The organism is Pseudomonas fluorescens (genome assembly GCF_902497775.2).
Classification (GTDB): Bacteria; Pseudomonadota; Gammaproteobacteria; order Pseudomonadales; family Pseudomonadaceae; genus Aquipseudomonas; species Aquipseudomonas putida_F.
In genome coordinates this window covers 1,432,417-1,446,330 of record NZ_OZ024668.1, presented here as the reverse complement: position 1 = coordinate 1,446,330, position 13,914 = coordinate 1,432,417, and the positions used below count along the sequence as shown (strand labels likewise).

The following is a 13,914-nucleotide window of genomic DNA, read 5'->3' as shown; positions in this document are numbered from 1 at the left end:
TGCAGTCCTTTTTGTCTGCTGGCTCAGGTGCCCGAGCGCTCGGGCAACAGACTACGGTCAAACACGAACGGCGTCTGGGCTTTCGGCGTGTGTTCGAACAGCTGCTGGGGCCTGCCCATTTTCGGGAAGTTCTTTTCGCCGGTGTCGCGAATCCAGCCCTCGTCCTTCATGCGCTCCAGGCGCTTGCGCAGGGAGGTATTGTTGACCGGATGCCCCAGGCAGGCCTGCACGGCATTCAAGGCATCGAGCACGGTGAAACGCTCCGGCGCCAGGTACAGCGGCAGGTTGGTATAAACCGCCTTGGAGGCCAGGCGCTCGCACGCCAGTTGCACCAGCAGGTTATGGTCGAACGGCAGCACCCGCTTGCGCCCGATGACGCTGGCGACCTCGACAAAGCACAGTTGCTCAGTGCCGGCCTCGACCTCGGGGCCGAGCAACGCCAGGTAGTAGGTACTCATCGACCAGCCACGCGGGTCGCGAAAGGCGTTGCCTTCGGTCCCCACCTGCTCCAGGTGACGCGGCAAAATCCGGGCTTTTTCGCTCATCGCCCGGTCAGCTGCGGCCGCCAGGGTGTTGTCCGGGGTGCGGCCGTTGACGATCACCCCCGGCAGCGCCCATTCACCTTCGTGGGGCGCGCGCTCGCGCCGGTACAGCAGCACTTGCAGCTGCTTGCTCTCGGGGTTCAGGCGCAACGCGACGATGTCGACGCTGGCCAGTACTTCTGCAGCACTCACTGTGGACTCCTATACACCTCAAATTCTTCAACGATGTCGGGCAGGCACCAGGCTGCCGGCAGCGCCTGGCCACTGCGCAGGCCGGCGCGGATCGCCGAGCTGTGCACGCCCAGTTGCTCCTCGGCCACCAGCAGGCCGAAGTCATCCAGCAGCGCCTGGCCTCGGTAGAAACCAGCGACATTGGCCTGGTTGTCTTCGCCGATGACCAGAGCGATATCAGCGCGGGCAATGCCACTGCGCTCGCTCAACGCGCACAGCAGATCATAGCTGTACACCGCCCCGCCCTCGCCGCCCAGTTCACGCTCCAGCGCCGAGCAACTGACCCGCGGGTTGTCCAGGCGCGCGATCAGCCGCTGCAACCAGCGACAGCGCAGGTCGAAGTCAACCATGCGCTTGCCATGGGCATGCCGGTAACTGGGCACCACGACCACCTGGTCGGCCCACTCCAGCGCCCGGGTGATGACGCTCAAATGACCTGGGTGCGGCGGGTCGAAGGCTCCGCCATAGACTGCCAGACGAAACCCTGACCGACCCGATTCATATATTTCACTATGCATACTATATCCACCGTAGCTGCTTCTGAAAAAGAAAAAGCGGTTGACACACATATTACACCTAGTGAATTATATGTCCACACCCAGCGCAGGAGGCACCGTATGAAAATCGCCAGCTTCGATGTCGACGCCCAGAACGGCTTCACCGACAACACCCCCGATGAGTTGCCCGTACCCGGCGGCGCCGAGATCGCCCCGGCCCTCAATGCCATGGCCGAACGCGCCAGCCTGCGCATCGGCAGCAAGGATGCCCACACGCCGAAAGCCGCCTGGGTGGTCGGTAGCCACGCCGAGATGCTGCAGCCGCTGCAGATGGCCAACGCCGACCTGACCTGGGTCAGCCACTGCGTGCCGGGCACGCCAGGCTTCGAGTTGCTGACCGGCCTGCCCGCGCCGATCGACTACGACTTCTTCGTCTGGAAAGGCATCGAGCCCGACCTGCACCCCTACGGCGCCTGCTACCACGACCTGGCCAACCGCCGCTCCACCGGGGTCATCGAGTACCTCAAGGTGCAAGGCGTAGAGGCGGTGATCGTCGGCGGCCTGGCCCTGGATTTCTGCGTCAAGAACACCGCCCTGCAACTGCAGGCCGCAGGCTTGCAGGTGTTTCTCTACCAACCGGCCTGCCGGGCGATTTCCGCCCAGGGCGCCACAGTGGCGATGGCCGAGATGACCGGGCAAGGCGTGATCGCCTGCGCCGACCTCGCCAGCCTCGACCAGCAACTGAACGCATTCAAGGGAGCATGAACATGAGCGAGAGCGTCTTCGGCCCAAGCATCATCCAGAACCTGCTGGACACCGACTTCTACAAGATCACCATGATGCAGGCGGTGCTGCACAACTACCCCAACGCCGAGGTGGAATGGGAATTTCGCTGCCGCAACAGCGAAGACCTGACCCCGTACCTGGCCGAGATCCGCTACCAGATCGAACAACTGGCCGAGGTCTCGATCACCCAGGATCAACTGGCGTACCTGGGGCGTATCCCTTTCATCAAACCGGACTTCATCCGTTTCTTGAGCCTGTTCCGCTTCAACCTGCGCTACGTGCACGTTGGTGTCGATGACGCCGGACAACTGGCAATCCGCCTGCGCGGGCCCTGGCTGCACGTGATCCTTTACGAGATCCCGCTGCTGGCAATCGTCTCGGAAGTGCGCAACCGCTACCGCTATCGCGAAGTGGTGATGGAGCAAGTCGGTGAGCGCCTGTACGAAAAGCTCGACTGGCTCAAAGCCGAGGCCTCGCCAGCAGAACTGGCCGGCCTGCAACTGGCTGATTTCGGTACCCGCCGGCGCTTCTCCTACCGGGTCCAGGAGCACGTGGTGCACACCCTCAAGCAGGACTTCCCCGGGCGCTTTGTCGGCACCAGCAACGTGCACCTGGCCCGCGAACTGGACATCAAGCCGATCGGCACCATGGCCCACGAGTGGTTCATGGCCCACCAGCAACTGGGCCCGCGCCTGATCGACAGCCAGGTCGCCGCGCTGGAATGCTGGGTCAAGGAATACCGCGGCCTGCTGGGGATCGCCCTGACCGACTGCATCGGCATGGACGCCTTCCTCAAGGACTGCGACCTGTACTTCGCCAAGCTGTTCGACGGCCTGCGCCACGACTCCGGTGACCCGCTACTGTGGGCCAACAAGGCCATCGCCCACTACGAAAAACTCGGCATCGACCCGAAGAGCAAAACCCTGGTGTTCTCCGACGGCCTGAACTTCGCCAAGACCCTGCACCTGTACCGCGAGCTCAGCCCACGAATCAACGTCAGTTTCGGCATCGGCACCAACCTGACCTGCGATATTCCCGGCGTGGAGCCGATGAACATCGTGATCAAGATGACTGCCTGCAACGGCGCACCGGTGGCGAAGATCTCCGACAGCCCGGGCAAGACCCAATGCCGCGACGAGAACTTCGTCAGCTACCTCAAACACGTGTTCAAGGTCCAGGACCAGTAAAGGAGCAGCACATGAACAGTCGTCAGATCGAGATTGCCAAGGCCCTGGAGGTGGTGGCGCCCTTCACGGATCACGCAGCGGTTGAAGAGCAGATCCGCCAGCGCATCGACTTCATCAAACAAACCCTGCTCGAGGCGCAACTGAAGGTGCTGGTGCTGGGCATCAGCGGCGGCGTCGACTCGTCCACCGCCGGGCGCCTGGCGCAGTTGGCGGTCGAGCAATTACGTGCCGAACACGCCGACGGCGGCTATCGCTTCATCGCCATGCGCCTGCCGCACAACACCCAGCATGACGAACCCGATGCCCAGGCGGCGCTGGCTTTCGTGGGTGCCGATGAGTGCGTCACGGTGAACATTGCAGACGGCGTCAACGGCCTTGCCGGGCAACTGCCACAATTGGCCGGGCTGGCTGACGGGCAACGGGATTTCGTCCTCGGCAACGTCAAGGCGCGCCTGCGCATGCTGGCCCAATACACCCTGGCCAACGCCCGCAATGGCCTGGTGATCGGCACCGACCATGCCGCCGAAGCGGTGATGGGTTTCTTTACCAAATTCGGCGACGGCGCCTGCGACCTGGCGCCTCTGAGCGGGCTGTGCAAGGGCCAGGTGCGGGCCATCGCCGCCGCGCTGGGTGCGCCTGAGCACCTGGTGCACAAAGTGCCGACCGCCGACCTCGAAGAGCTGCGCCCGGGCCTGGCCGACGAACAGGTATACGGCGTCAGCTACGCGCAGATCGATGCCTTTCTGCAGGGCGAAGACATCGAACAAGCCGTGGCGACGACCATCATCAATGCCTACGACAAGACCCGGCACAAACGCGAATTGCCCAAGGCACCCGCGACGCGATTCGCTACAATGCCGCCTTCCTGAATGGACTCACTGGAGATTGTTGTGCAACGTCTGATCATCACCGCGCTGGCAGCGGCTACCCTCACTGGCTGCGCGACGCCCTCCAAGGAAAACCTCGACCAGTACATCGCCAGCATGCTCGCCCAGCCGCTGTCGACCAACAGCCTGTTTCGAGAAGGCGATGTGCTAAGTTTCCAGGTCAACGTACCGGCCAACAACAGTTTGATTGATCACGGCTTCCAGCTTGAAGCCTCCTGCATTGAGCCGAACGTGGCGATCATGTACCTGGATGCCGACAAGCGCGCGTACTTCCAGAGCACCAGCGGCTACGCCCCGCCGCAACCAATGCCCGAACGCTTCCATGCCATCCTGCTGAAGAACCCAAGCTTCACCGAGGCCTGCAAGACTCAAGCAAAGCCGGACTGGCGCAAGCTCAAAGGTGAAGAGGGCGAGCCATGGGTGCTGGTCGACCGCAGCAGCATCAACAAGATGGGCAACGAAGTCAGCCTGTGGGCCGCCTTCGACCAGCCGAGCATCCTCCTCGACCTGCCGTACAACGCGCCCTACGCGCAAAAGCGTGAGCATCACCGTTTCAACTGCAGCACCGGTACCTACACCCTGCTCGCCGGCTATGATGTCGACGCCAACAACCGGGTCACCGACGGCATGGTCCCGTCACTGCCCAAGCCTGAGCCGGTGGCCGGCAGCAACGCCGATTACCAGGCGCTGTTCGCCCTGGCCTGTGCCACGCCGGATAACGTCGCGCAGCTGGCGCCATTCAGCCCGCGCGTCAAGACACCGATCGTCACCGCTGTGTTGCCGCCGGTCAGCCCCTCGGTGATGGTCGCCCTCGAACGCCTGCAACTGCCCAAGCCAGCGCAGCCACTCAAATACCTGGAAGCCGTCGGCACCTCGACCATAAAAGGCAAGACGTCACCCATGCGTGAGGAGCATTTCCTGTCCGTGGATACCAACAGCCAGCAGTTGCTGGTGATCCTGCGCGGCAAGGGCTATGAAACACAGAAGGTCACCTGGCGCGGATTGATCCCGCTGGTGAGCAAGACCGACCTCACCCACCTGAACGAAAGCAGCGCGCTGACCAGCCTGAGTTTCAAGGGTGACTGGAAGACCATGGTGGTGGGCAGCAAGCTTAGCTATTCACAGCAAGGTGCGACCAACAACAGCGTGATTGGCCAGTACGGCAAGGAGCTGAAGATCACTGATTGCACGGTGGAACGCGAGTTGCCGGCCAACACCCTCAACGCCAGCTTGAGCGGCAATGCCAAGGCACTGGATTGCAGCTTGCAGGGTGACGAAGACAAACGCGTCCATCACCTGGTCTATCTGGAAGACTACGGCTACTTCTTCAGTACCAGCATCGACAAGAACACGTTCTACTACAACGATCTGCGCCTGCAGACGGTGAAGTAGACTCCGCACATCAGTGGGTGCCTGGCTTGCGACCGCTTCGCGCTCGATCGCGGGGCAAGGCCCGCTCCCACACGTTCGGCGCCTGGCCGCCGATGCGCTGTAGATCACAACCCCTGGCGGAATGATTTGCACCCACGGCGATCCTTGGAGAGAATCGCCGCCTTTGCCTCGAAAGGATGCGTGCAATGAAGTTCGAAGGGACTTTCCAATACATGGGCCAACACGGGATCGTCTTCAACGTCTCGCAGATCACCCTCACCGACAGCGAACGCGGGCGCCTGCGCGAGCTGCATTTTGGCGAAGCGAAAAGCGCCCATTACGAGGTCAACAGCAAGGTGGTCGAGGTCTATGACAAGATGCTCGCCAAGAACCTGCCGTGCACCATGATGATCGGCATCTCCAAGCCGCTGACCCGCCAGCAGGGCGACGTGCTCAACGCCCAGCGCACCAAGGTCGCCAACCTTGCCGCCTCGGCCTTCGCCGGTGCCACCAGCTCCGTTGCCTCGCCTTATGTCGGTGCGCCGGTGGGCGCCGGGGTACGCATGTATGCCAACGAAATCCTGCCCACCTATCATGCCGGCGACGTGCTGGTCAGCATCGAGGCGCGGGTCAATGGCGGCATCGGCCCGCAGAGCACTATCTCGACCCTGATCATCAAGACCTGAGTGGAGCCGCGCATGTCCGAGATAACCCAGCTGGTTTTGGCCCTGGTGCTGTTCTTTTTGCTCGACCGCTTTCTCAAGCCCTACCCGCTGCGCAAGTGGCTGGGGGTGGCGCTGGTCGCGGCAGGTGCGGTCGGCTGCATAGCGGCAAGCCCGGCCCGCTGGCTGGGGGCGGACCTGGGGCTGTTGTCGATCTTCGCCGTTGCCCTGGGTGTGGGACTGTTCCTCAAACGCCGTCGGTTTGAACAGGCTGGCTGAGTTTTTCCAGGGGCTGATCGCTAATTTGCGATCAGTCCTACTTTCTTGCCGGATCGGTGCGACATACACCCGAAGTTGATTTGGACATCTTTCCCTGCACGTCGATGAGGTGGCCGGTGGGGCGCTGTTCATGACCCGGGTAAATATCCTGATCATGACTGCCCCCCTTTACCCGGTTCCCACCCAGGTCTAAGCTGTCCCCTCACCCATCACTCCGAGGTATTGGTCCAATGCGCCATTAATGCCGCCGTCTTTGCGACGGCCAGACTTCTGCCCCTTTTCCCAGGGGACGTCGCGCGCATTTCATGGAGCATTGTATGACGAATACGTCGATCCTGACGCTGGACAGCGTCACCCTGGCCTTGCCGGATGGCAGGCTGTTGTTTTCCGATCTTAGCGAGACTTTCGACCAGCGCCGCACCGGCCTGGTCGGGCGTAATGGTGTAGGCAAGTCGTTGCTGGCGCAGGTATTGGCCGGGCGTTTGCTGCCCAGCGAAGGGCGCTGCCTGCGCAGTGGCCGGGTGCACTATGTGGGCCAGCAACTGATCGATGCCGATGCCACGGTGGCAGACCTGGCCCAGGTGCGCGAGGTGATTGATGCCCTGCTGCGCATCGAGGCCGGCAGCACCCAAGCCGCCGATTTCGATAGCGTTGGCGAGCGCTGGGACATGCGCGAACGCCTGCAGGCGCAGCTTGATCGCCATGGCCTGGCACAGCTGAGCTGGGAGCATCGCGCACAAGCGCTGAGCGGCGGTCAGGCCATGCGCGTGGCGCTGCTCGGGGCGTTTGTCAGTGATGCCGATTACCTGATCCTCGACGAACCCAGCAACCACCTGGACATCGCCAGCCGCGAGACGCTGATGACCCTGTTCGAGGGCTGGAGCAAGGGCCTGCTGGTGATCAGTCATGACCGCGCGCTGCTTGAGCGCATGGAGCGCATCGTCGAGCTCTCGCCCCTGGGCCTGAGCAGTTACGGCGGCAATTACAGCTTCTATGCCCAGCGCAAAAGCGAGCAGACCGAGCAGGCCGAACGCACGCTGGAGCGCCTCAAACTCGAACGCCAACGCCAGGCCCGAGAGCTGCAGCAACAGCGCGAGCGCCTGGAGCGCCAGCAGTCGCGCGCCAGCAAGGCCGCGCGCTCGGCCAACCAGGCAAAGATCCTTATCGACCGCAAACAGGAGCGCAGCGAAACCACTGCCGGTAAACAGCAACGCGATCATCAGGCGGCGCGCCAGGCCCTGAATGCACAGGTGCGCGATGCGGCGCAGCAGGTTGAAAACTGCAGCGCGGTCGTGATCCATGCCCCCGCGCCACAGCGGCCGCTCGGTAGCCAGGTAGTGATGCTCAAGAACCTGCAGTTGCCCTTTGCGCGCCAAGGGCTGCTCAATACCAGCCTGTACAGCGGTGATCGCCTGGGCCTGATCGGCAGCAATGGCAGCGGCAAATCCACCCTGCTCAAGGTATTGGCCGGCCATTTGCCGCCGGCCGCTGGTCAGTGTGAGGTACGCGCTGAAGTCGCCCTGCTCGACCAGCACTGCAGCCTGCTGCCCGCTGAACAATCGGTGCTCGACTACCTGCGCAGCGCCAGCGGCAATCCGGATGAGAGCCTCCTGCGCACACGCCTGGCGCAACTGGGCCTGGGCGCTGAGCGCATCACCTTGCCCAGCGGCGCGCTCAGCGGCGGCGAACGGCTCAAGGCAACCCTGGCCGGGGTGCTGTACCGCGACACCGCAGTGCAGTTGTTGTTACTCGACGAGCCGAGCAACCATCTCGACCTGCCCTCCCTCGGCGCCCTGGAAGCCATGCTGCGCCAGTATCGCGGGACCTTGCTGGTAGCGTCCCACGACCGGGTATTCATGCAGCAACTGGCGCTGGACGGCTACCTGCAATTGGACGAAGGCTCAGAACTGCACATCCGCAGTTGATTGCAGGCGGGCAAAGGCGCCGCCCAGGGTCAGGTTGTGATGAGCAATGATCGCCTCGGCAGGCAAGCCGGGGGTGTCCATGCAGGTGTGGGCATCGCTGACCAGCACCACGTTGAAACCCAACTCGCGGGCAACCCGGCAGTTGGTGTCGACGCAGTACTGGGTCTTGAGGCCACAGATCACCAGCTCATCAATACCGGCCTCGCGCAGTTGGTCGGCCAGCGACGTGGCAAAGAAGGCACTGGGGCGGGTTTTATCGAAGACGATGTCGCGCGCGGGGTCGATCGCCAGCGCTGGCAACAATTGCCACGCAGGGTTGCCGGCGGCAATCGGCGAGCCTTCGGGGCCAGTGTGGCGAACCACAAAAACCGGCGTTTTGGCGGCATGGGCAGCGCCGATCAGGGTGTTGACCCTGCTCAGTACCTGCTCACCCTGCCAGGGCTTTTCGGGGCCGTGGAACAAACCTACTTGCATATCCAGGACCAGCAGTGCGCGTTTTGCTTGCATCTTCATCTCTCCGTGATTGGCCAGCCAGGACGGAGAAAAGACAAGGCCCCGTCCATTGCTGGCGGGGCCTTGGATTACCTGCTGCCTAAGGTTAAGCAGCCGTACCCGCCCCGCGTATGGCGGTGGTAGTGGTACGCGACGAGGTCAGCAGGCAAATCTTCATATTTCGATAATGCGCCCAGGTTACGGCCAGGTCAACGCCCGTTGCGATGGGCGGCGCTGAAGATTTTCACTGCGACCATGGTCCAATCTATGACTGGGCGTTCCCGATCTGCACGGGATGTATTATCGTGGCCGAGTGCGCAATAAGAACCGCCTGTTCAAACAGGCATCTGCAACCGAATCGAGGGTGCCATGAGTAACGAAAGCATTAACTGGGACAAGCTGGGCTTCGACTACATCAAGACCGACAAGCGCTACCTGTCCTATTTCCGTAACGGCGAGTGGGACAAGGGCACCCTGACCGAAGACAACCAGCTGCACATCAGCGAAGGCTCGACCGCGCTGCATTATGGCCAGCAATGCTTCGAGGGGATGAAGGCCTACCGCTGCAAGGACGGCTCGATCAACCTGTTCCGCCCGGACCAGAACGCCCTGCGCATGCAGCGCAGCTGCGACCGCCTGCTGATGCCGCAGGTGCCGACCGAACAGTTCATCGACGCCTGCAAGCAGGTGGTCAAGGCCAACGAGCGTTTCATTCCGCCGTACGGCAAGGGTGCGCTGTACCTGCGTCCGTTCGTCATTGGCGTGGGTGACAACATCGGCGTGCGGACCGCGCCGGAGTTCATCTTCTCGATCTTCGCCATCCCGGTCGGCTCGTACTTCAAAGGCGGCATGACCCCGCACAAGTTCCTGATTTCCGACTACGACCGCGCCGCGCCGCAAGGCACCGGTGCTGCCAAAGTCGGCGGCAACTACGCAGCCAGCCTGCAACCGGGCTACAAGGCCAAGCAGGCCGGCTTTGCCGACTGCATCTACCTTGACCCGCTGACCCACACCAAGATCGAGGAAGTCGGCTCGGCCAACTTCTTCGGCATTACTGCCAACAACGAGTTCATCACGCCGAAGTCCGCTTCCGTGCTGCCGGGCATCACCCGCCTGTCGCTGATGGAACTGGCACAATCGCGCCTGGGCCTGAAGGTCATCGAAGGCGACGTGCTGATCGACAACCTGGACCGCTTCGTCGAGGCTGGCGCCTGCGGTACCGCCGCGGTGATCACCCCGATCGGCGGTATCCAGTACGGCGACAAGCTGCATGTGTTCTACAGCGAAACCGAGGTTGGCCCGGTCACCCAGAAACTCTACAACGAGCTGACCGGCATCCAGAGCGGCGACATCGAAGGCCCGGCGGGCTGGGTTGTGAAAGTCGCCTGATGCGCTGAACAGCCATCGCGGGGCTAGCCCGCTCCCAGCACACCTGTGGGAGCGGGCTAGCCCCGCGATGCCCTCCCCCTCTAGATGAATTTTTCTTTAACCCGGGCACCGCCTATTCTTTGGCACAATCAAGTCTCTACCCGCCGCCCAGGTAAAAGCATGCCCCGCGTACTGACTATCGAAGACGACGCTGTCACCGCCCAGGAAATCGTCGCCGAACTTTCCAGCCATGGCCTGGAAGTGGAGTGGACCGATAACGGCCGTGAAGGCCTGGCCAAGGCCATTGCCGGCGGTTACGACCTGATCACCCTCGACCGGATGCTCCCGGAAGTCGACGGCCTGACCATCGTCACCACCCTGCGCACCCTGAAGATCGCCACACCGATCCTGATGATCAGCGCCCTGTCGGATGTCGACGAACGGGTCCGCGGCCTGCGCGCCGGCGGTGATGACTACCTGACCAAACCGTTCGCCTCCGACGAAATGGCCGCCCGCGTCGAGGTGCTGCTGCGCCGTAACAGTGTACCGCTGGCACAGACCCGCCTGCAGGTCGCCGACCTTGAGCTGGACCTGATCAGCCACGAGGCCAAGCGCGGCGAACAGACCCTCAACCTGCTGCCCACCGAGTACAAGCTGCTGGAATTCCTTATGCGTCATGCCGGCCAGGTGATTACCCGGATGATGATTTTCGAGGAAGTCTGGGGCTATCACTTCGACCCGGGCACCAACCTGATCGACGTGCACATCGGACGCTTGCGCAAGAAGATCGATGCCGCTGGCCAGTCACCGCTGATTCGCACCGTGCGGGGCTCGGGCTATGCCATTGCCGAACCCGTCTAAGGGCTGGAGCTCGTCCACCAGCCGCCTGCTGGCGCTGTACAGTTTCCTGTTCGTAGCCTGGAGCAGCATCCTCATGGGGGTGCTGTACTTCGAGGTGTCGGGCTACCTGAACAAGCTCACCCGCCACTCCCTGCTGCAGCGCCAGCACCTGTTCGCGCACATGAGCGGCAAGCAGCTCGATGACGCGCTGGTTGCAAGCCAAGCCTTCGAAGAGCGCAGTTTCGATGCCTACGGCCTGTTCGACGCCCAGTTCAATGCGCTCGGCGGGCAAATCCGCCAAGTGCCGCCGGAGCTCGGCCTGGATGGCAAGATCCATGAACTGAGCCGCTGCCTGGACGCCGACGATCCGCACCTGCCTCGCGACAGCTGCGATGCGGTAGCGATCAAGGTCCGCGACGGCCGCTGGCTGCTGCTGGTGCGCGACAACGGCTCGTTGTTCGTGGTCACCCGGATCATCCTCCATGCCCTGCTCTGGGGCCTGTCGCTGACCATCATCCCCGGCATCGCCGGCTGGTACTTGCTGCGGCGCAGGCCGCTCAAACGTATCCGCGCGATCCAGGCCAGTGCCGAGCAGATCGTCTCCGGCGACCTCACCCGGCGCCTGCCGCTGTCGGCGCGGCGCGACGAACTGGACATGCTGGCGGCCATCGTCAACGCCATGCTCGACCGCATCGAACGGCTGATGCATGAGGTCAAAGGCGTGTGCGACAACATTGCCCACGACCTGCGCACCCCGCTGACCCGCCTGCGCGCCCAGCTCTACCGCATTCGCCAGCAGGCCGGCGATGACTCGCCGCAGGCCGAAGCGCTGGAGCAGGCGATTGGCGAGACCGACACGCTGATGGCGCGCTTTCGCGGTTTGCTGCGCATCAGTGAGCTGGAAGACCGCCAGCGCCGTGCCGGCTTCGTCGAGCTTGATCCGCACGGGCTGCTGCAGGAACTGCATGACTTCTACCTGCCGCTGGCCGAAGACGGCGAGATTGGCCTGACCCTGGAGATGCCCGAGCAACTTCCGGCGCTGCATGGCGACCGCGAGCTGCTGTTCGAGGCGCTGGCCAACTTGCTGGGCAATGCCATCAAGTTCACCCCGGCCCAGGGCCAGGTGCTGATGCGGGCGATCAGCGATGCCACGGGTTTGCATATTGAAGTGCACGACAGCGGCCCGGGGATTCCCGAGGACGAGCGTGGGGCGGTGTTGAAGCGTTTCTATCGCAGTGAGGAAGGCCAGCGCCACCCGGGGTTCGGGCTGGGCCTGTCGATCGTTGCGGCGATCGTTGACCTGCATGGCGTTGAGCTTGAGGTCGGGGGGAGTGAACTGGGTGGGGCGAAACTGGTGTTGCACTGCAGGACGGGTGTCGTCAGTTAGGGGCTCATCGCGGGGCAAGCCCGCTCCCACAGAGGATTGCAGTCTTCTGTGGGAGCGGGCTTGCCCCGCGATTGCTTAGTCAGCCAAGCGCCAGGTGGTGCCGCCCTTGCCGTCTTCCAGCACCACGCCCATGGCGGTCAGCTGGTCGCGGATGCGGTCGGATTCGGCCCAGTTCTTGTCGGCACGCGCTTGCAGGCGCGCCTGGATCAAGGCTTCAACCTCGACAGCATCGACCTTGCCTTCGGCACCGGCACGCAGGAAGTCATCGGCTTCCAGCTGCAGCACACCGAGCAGATCACCCAGCTCGCGCAGACGACCGGCCAGGCCCGCAGCACCCTGTGGATCGCTCTCGCGCAGGCGGTTGATCTCGCGCACCAGGTCGAACAGCACGGCGCAGGCTTCAGGGGTACCGAAGTCGTCGTTCATCGCCGCGGTGAAGCGCTCGACATACTCCTCGCCACCTGCCGCTGCCACCCGCGGCAGGCCGCGCAGGGCGTGGTAGAAACGCTCCAGGGCACCCTTGGACTCGCGCAGGCTGTCTTCGGAGTAGTTGATCGAACTGCGGTAGTGGCTCGACACCAGCAGGTAGCGCACCACCTCCGGGTGATACTTGTCGAGCACGTCGCGAATGGTGAAGAAGTTGTTCAAGGACTTGGACATCTTCTCGCCATTGATGCGGATCATGCCGCAGTGCATCCACGAATTGGCGTACTGCTTGCCGGTAGCGGCCTCGCTCTGGGCAATTTCGTTCTCGTGGTGCGGGAACTCCAGGTCGTTGCCACCGCCGTGGATGTCGAAGCTCTCGCCCAGGCAGCAGGTTGACATCACCGAGCACTCGATGTGCCAGCCCGGACGGCCCGGGCCCCATGGCGATTCCCAGCTCGGCTCGCCGGGCTTTACGCCCTTCCAGAGGACGAAGTCGAGCGGGTCCTGCTTGGCTTCGTCGACCTCGATGCGCGCACCGATGCGCAGGTCTTCGATCTTCTTGCGCGACAGCTTGCCGTAGCCGACGAACTTGCCGACCCGGTAGTACACGTCGCCGTTGCCCGGCGCGTAGGCATAGCCCTTGTCGATCAGGGTCTGGATCATCGCGTGCATGCCGGCGATATGGTCGGTGGCACGCGGCTCCTGGTCCGGCGGCAGGATGTTCAGGCGGCGCTCGTCTTCGTGCATCGCGTCGATCATGCGGGCGGTCAGGGCGTCGAAGGTTTCGCCGTTCTCGTTGGCCCGGTTGATGATCTTGTCATCGATGTCGGTGATGTTGCGCACATAGGTCAGGTCGTAGCCGCTGTAACGCAGCCAGCGGGTCACCAGGTCGAAGGCGACCATGCTGCGGCCGTGGCCAAGGTGGCAGAAGTCGTAGACGGTCATGCCGCAGACGTACATCCGCACCTTGTTGCCTTCAAGCGGTTTGAAGACTTCCTTGGTCTTGCTGAGCGTGTTGTAGATGGTAAGCACGA

Annotated in this window: 14 protein-coding genes; 10 read left to right on the top strand and 4 right to left on the bottom strand. The window is 63.0% G+C overall.

Annotated elements, in window-relative coordinates; translation table 11 throughout:
* Positions 1-23 precede the first annotated feature (23 nt).
* On the bottom strand, positions 24-734 hold the full coding sequence (locus F8N82_RS06770) for an NrtR DNA-binding winged helix domain-containing protein (protein WP_038994507.1): 711 nt from the start codon (positions 732-734) through the stop codon (positions 24-26).
* Positions 731-1,291 carry an adenylyltransferase/cytidyltransferase family protein gene (locus F8N82_RS06765; protein ID WP_038994506.1) on the bottom strand — a complete coding sequence of 187 codons (561 nt, stop codon included), beginning with the start codon at positions 1,289-1,291 and terminating at the stop codon, positions 731-733. Before F8N82_RS06765 ends, F8N82_RS06770 begins: the two co-directional genes overlap by 4 nt.
* A gap of 99 nt (positions 1,292-1,390) precedes the next feature.
* Between F8N82_RS06765 and F8N82_RS06760 the strand changes: the two genes are divergently transcribed.
* The 7 genes from F8N82_RS06760 to F8N82_RS06730 all read left to right on the top strand — a co-directional run bounded on the left by F8N82_RS06760 (position 1,391) and on the right by F8N82_RS06730 (position 8,367).
* Entirely contained in the window at positions 1,391-2,035 is a 645-nt protein-coding gene (locus tag F8N82_RS06760; protein ID WP_038994505.1) for a nicotinamidase, read from the top strand.
* 2 nt (positions 2,036-2,037) lie between these two features.
* Positions 2,038-3,243 (top strand): nicotinate phosphoribosyltransferase, encoded by a 1,206-nt coding sequence (gene pncB, locus F8N82_RS06755; protein WP_038994504.1) that lies wholly within the window; start codon positions 2,038-2,040, stop codon positions 3,241-3,243.
* An 11-nt stretch (positions 3,244-3,254) separates the two neighbouring features.
* Positions 3,255-4,112, top strand: a complete 858-nt coding sequence (gene nadE, locus F8N82_RS06750) for an ammonia-dependent NAD(+) synthetase (protein ID WP_038994503.1) — start codon at positions 3,255-3,257, stop codon at positions 4,110-4,112.
* A gap of 21 nt (positions 4,113-4,133) precedes the next feature.
* Positions 4,134-5,522, top strand: a complete 1,389-nt coding sequence (locus F8N82_RS06745) for a hypothetical protein (RefSeq protein ID WP_038999263.1) — start codon at positions 4,134-4,136, stop codon at positions 5,520-5,522.
* Positions 5,523-5,707: 185 nt separating this feature from the next.
* On the top strand, positions 5,708-6,187 hold the full coding sequence (locus tag F8N82_RS06740; RefSeq protein WP_038994502.1) for a hypothetical protein: 480 nt from the start codon (positions 5,708-5,710) through the stop codon (positions 6,185-6,187).
* A 12-nt stretch (positions 6,188-6,199) separates the two neighbouring features.
* Positions 6,200-6,442, top strand: coding sequence for a hypothetical protein (locus F8N82_RS06735; RefSeq protein ID WP_038994501.1), 243 nt, complete (start codon positions 6,200-6,202; stop codon positions 6,440-6,442).
* 317 nt (positions 6,443-6,759) lie between these two features.
* Positions 6,760-8,367 (top strand): ABC-F family ATP-binding cassette domain-containing protein, encoded by a 1,608-nt coding sequence (locus tag F8N82_RS06730; protein ID WP_038994500.1) that lies wholly within the window; start codon positions 6,760-6,762, stop codon positions 8,365-8,367.
* On the opposite strand, the gene F8N82_RS06725 is transcribed toward F8N82_RS06730, so the two are convergent.
* A complete protein-coding gene (locus tag F8N82_RS06725) occupies positions 8,344-8,874 on the bottom strand; it encodes a cysteine hydrolase family protein (RefSeq protein ID WP_371857224.1) in 531 nt (176 codons plus the stop codon). The two genes, F8N82_RS06730 and F8N82_RS06725, sit on opposite strands and share 24 nt — an antisense overlap.
* Before the next feature lie 354 nt (positions 8,875-9,228).
* On the opposite strand from F8N82_RS06725, the gene F8N82_RS06720 reads away from it, so the two are divergent.
* The 3 genes from F8N82_RS06720 (at position 9,229) to F8N82_RS06710 (ending at position 12,454) form a co-directional block, all read left to right on the top strand.
* Positions 9,229-10,248, top strand: coding sequence for a branched-chain amino acid aminotransferase (locus F8N82_RS06720; protein WP_038994497.1), 1,020 nt, complete (start codon positions 9,229-9,231; stop codon positions 10,246-10,248).
* A gap of 159 nt (positions 10,249-10,407) precedes the next feature.
* A complete protein-coding gene (locus tag F8N82_RS06715) occupies positions 10,408-11,088 on the top strand; it encodes a response regulator transcription factor (RefSeq protein WP_095161721.1) in 681 nt (226 codons plus the stop codon).
* Positions 11,066-12,454 carry a sensor histidine kinase gene (locus F8N82_RS06710; protein ID WP_095161719.1) on the top strand — a complete coding sequence of 463 codons (1,389 nt, stop codon included), beginning with the start codon at positions 11,066-11,068 and terminating at the stop codon, positions 12,452-12,454. The genes F8N82_RS06715 and F8N82_RS06710 overlap by 23 nt, the downstream gene beginning before the upstream one ends.
* 75 nt (positions 12,455-12,529) lie before the next feature.
* Here the strand turns inward: F8N82_RS06710 and cysS are convergent, their stop codons facing one another.
* Positions 12,530-13,912, bottom strand: coding sequence for a cysteine--tRNA ligase (gene cysS / locus F8N82_RS06705; protein ID WP_038994494.1), 1,383 nt, complete (start codon positions 13,910-13,912; stop codon positions 12,530-12,532).
* Between the last annotated feature and the right edge of the window lie 2 nt (positions 13,913-13,914).

What these genes read in the sequence shown, in the direction of transcription:
- F8N82_RS06765 (WP_038994506.1), bottom strand. Translation starts at nt 1,291, where the DNA reads ATGCATAGTGAAATATATGAATCGGGTCGGTCAGGGTTTCGTCTGGCA.
- F8N82_RS06760 (WP_038994505.1), top strand. Translation starts at nt 1,391, where the DNA reads ATGAAAATCGCCAGCTTCGATGTCGACGCCCAGAACGGCTTCACCGAC.
- pncB (WP_038994504.1), top strand. Translation starts at nt 2,038, where the DNA reads ATGAGCGAGAGCGTCTTCGGCCCAAGCATCATCCAGAACCTGCTGGAC.
- nadE (WP_038994503.1), top strand. Translation starts at nt 3,255, where the DNA reads ATGAACAGTCGTCAGATCGAGATTGCCAAGGCCCTGGAGGTGGTGGCG.
- F8N82_RS06740 (WP_038994502.1), top strand. Translation starts at nt 5,708, where the DNA reads ATGAAGTTCGAAGGGACTTTCCAATACATGGGCCAACACGGGATCGTC.
- F8N82_RS06735 (WP_038994501.1), top strand. Translation starts at nt 6,200, where the DNA reads ATGTCCGAGATAACCCAGCTGGTTTTGGCCCTGGTGCTGTTCTTTTTG.
- F8N82_RS06730 (WP_038994500.1), top strand. Translation starts at nt 6,760, where the DNA reads ATGACGAATACGTCGATCCTGACGCTGGACAGCGTCACCCTGGCCTTG.
- F8N82_RS06725 (WP_371857224.1), bottom strand. Translation starts at nt 8,874, where the DNA reads ATGCAAGCAAAACGCGCACTGCTGGTCCTGGATATGCAAGTAGGTTTG.
- F8N82_RS06720 (WP_038994497.1), top strand. Translation starts at nt 9,229, where the DNA reads ATGAGTAACGAAAGCATTAACTGGGACAAGCTGGGCTTCGACTACATC.
- F8N82_RS06715 (WP_095161721.1), top strand. Translation starts at nt 10,408, where the DNA reads ATGCCCCGCGTACTGACTATCGAAGACGACGCTGTCACCGCCCAGGAA.
- F8N82_RS06710 (WP_095161719.1), top strand. Translation starts at nt 11,066, where the DNA reads ATGCCATTGCCGAACCCGTCTAAGGGCTGGAGCTCGTCCACCAGCCGC.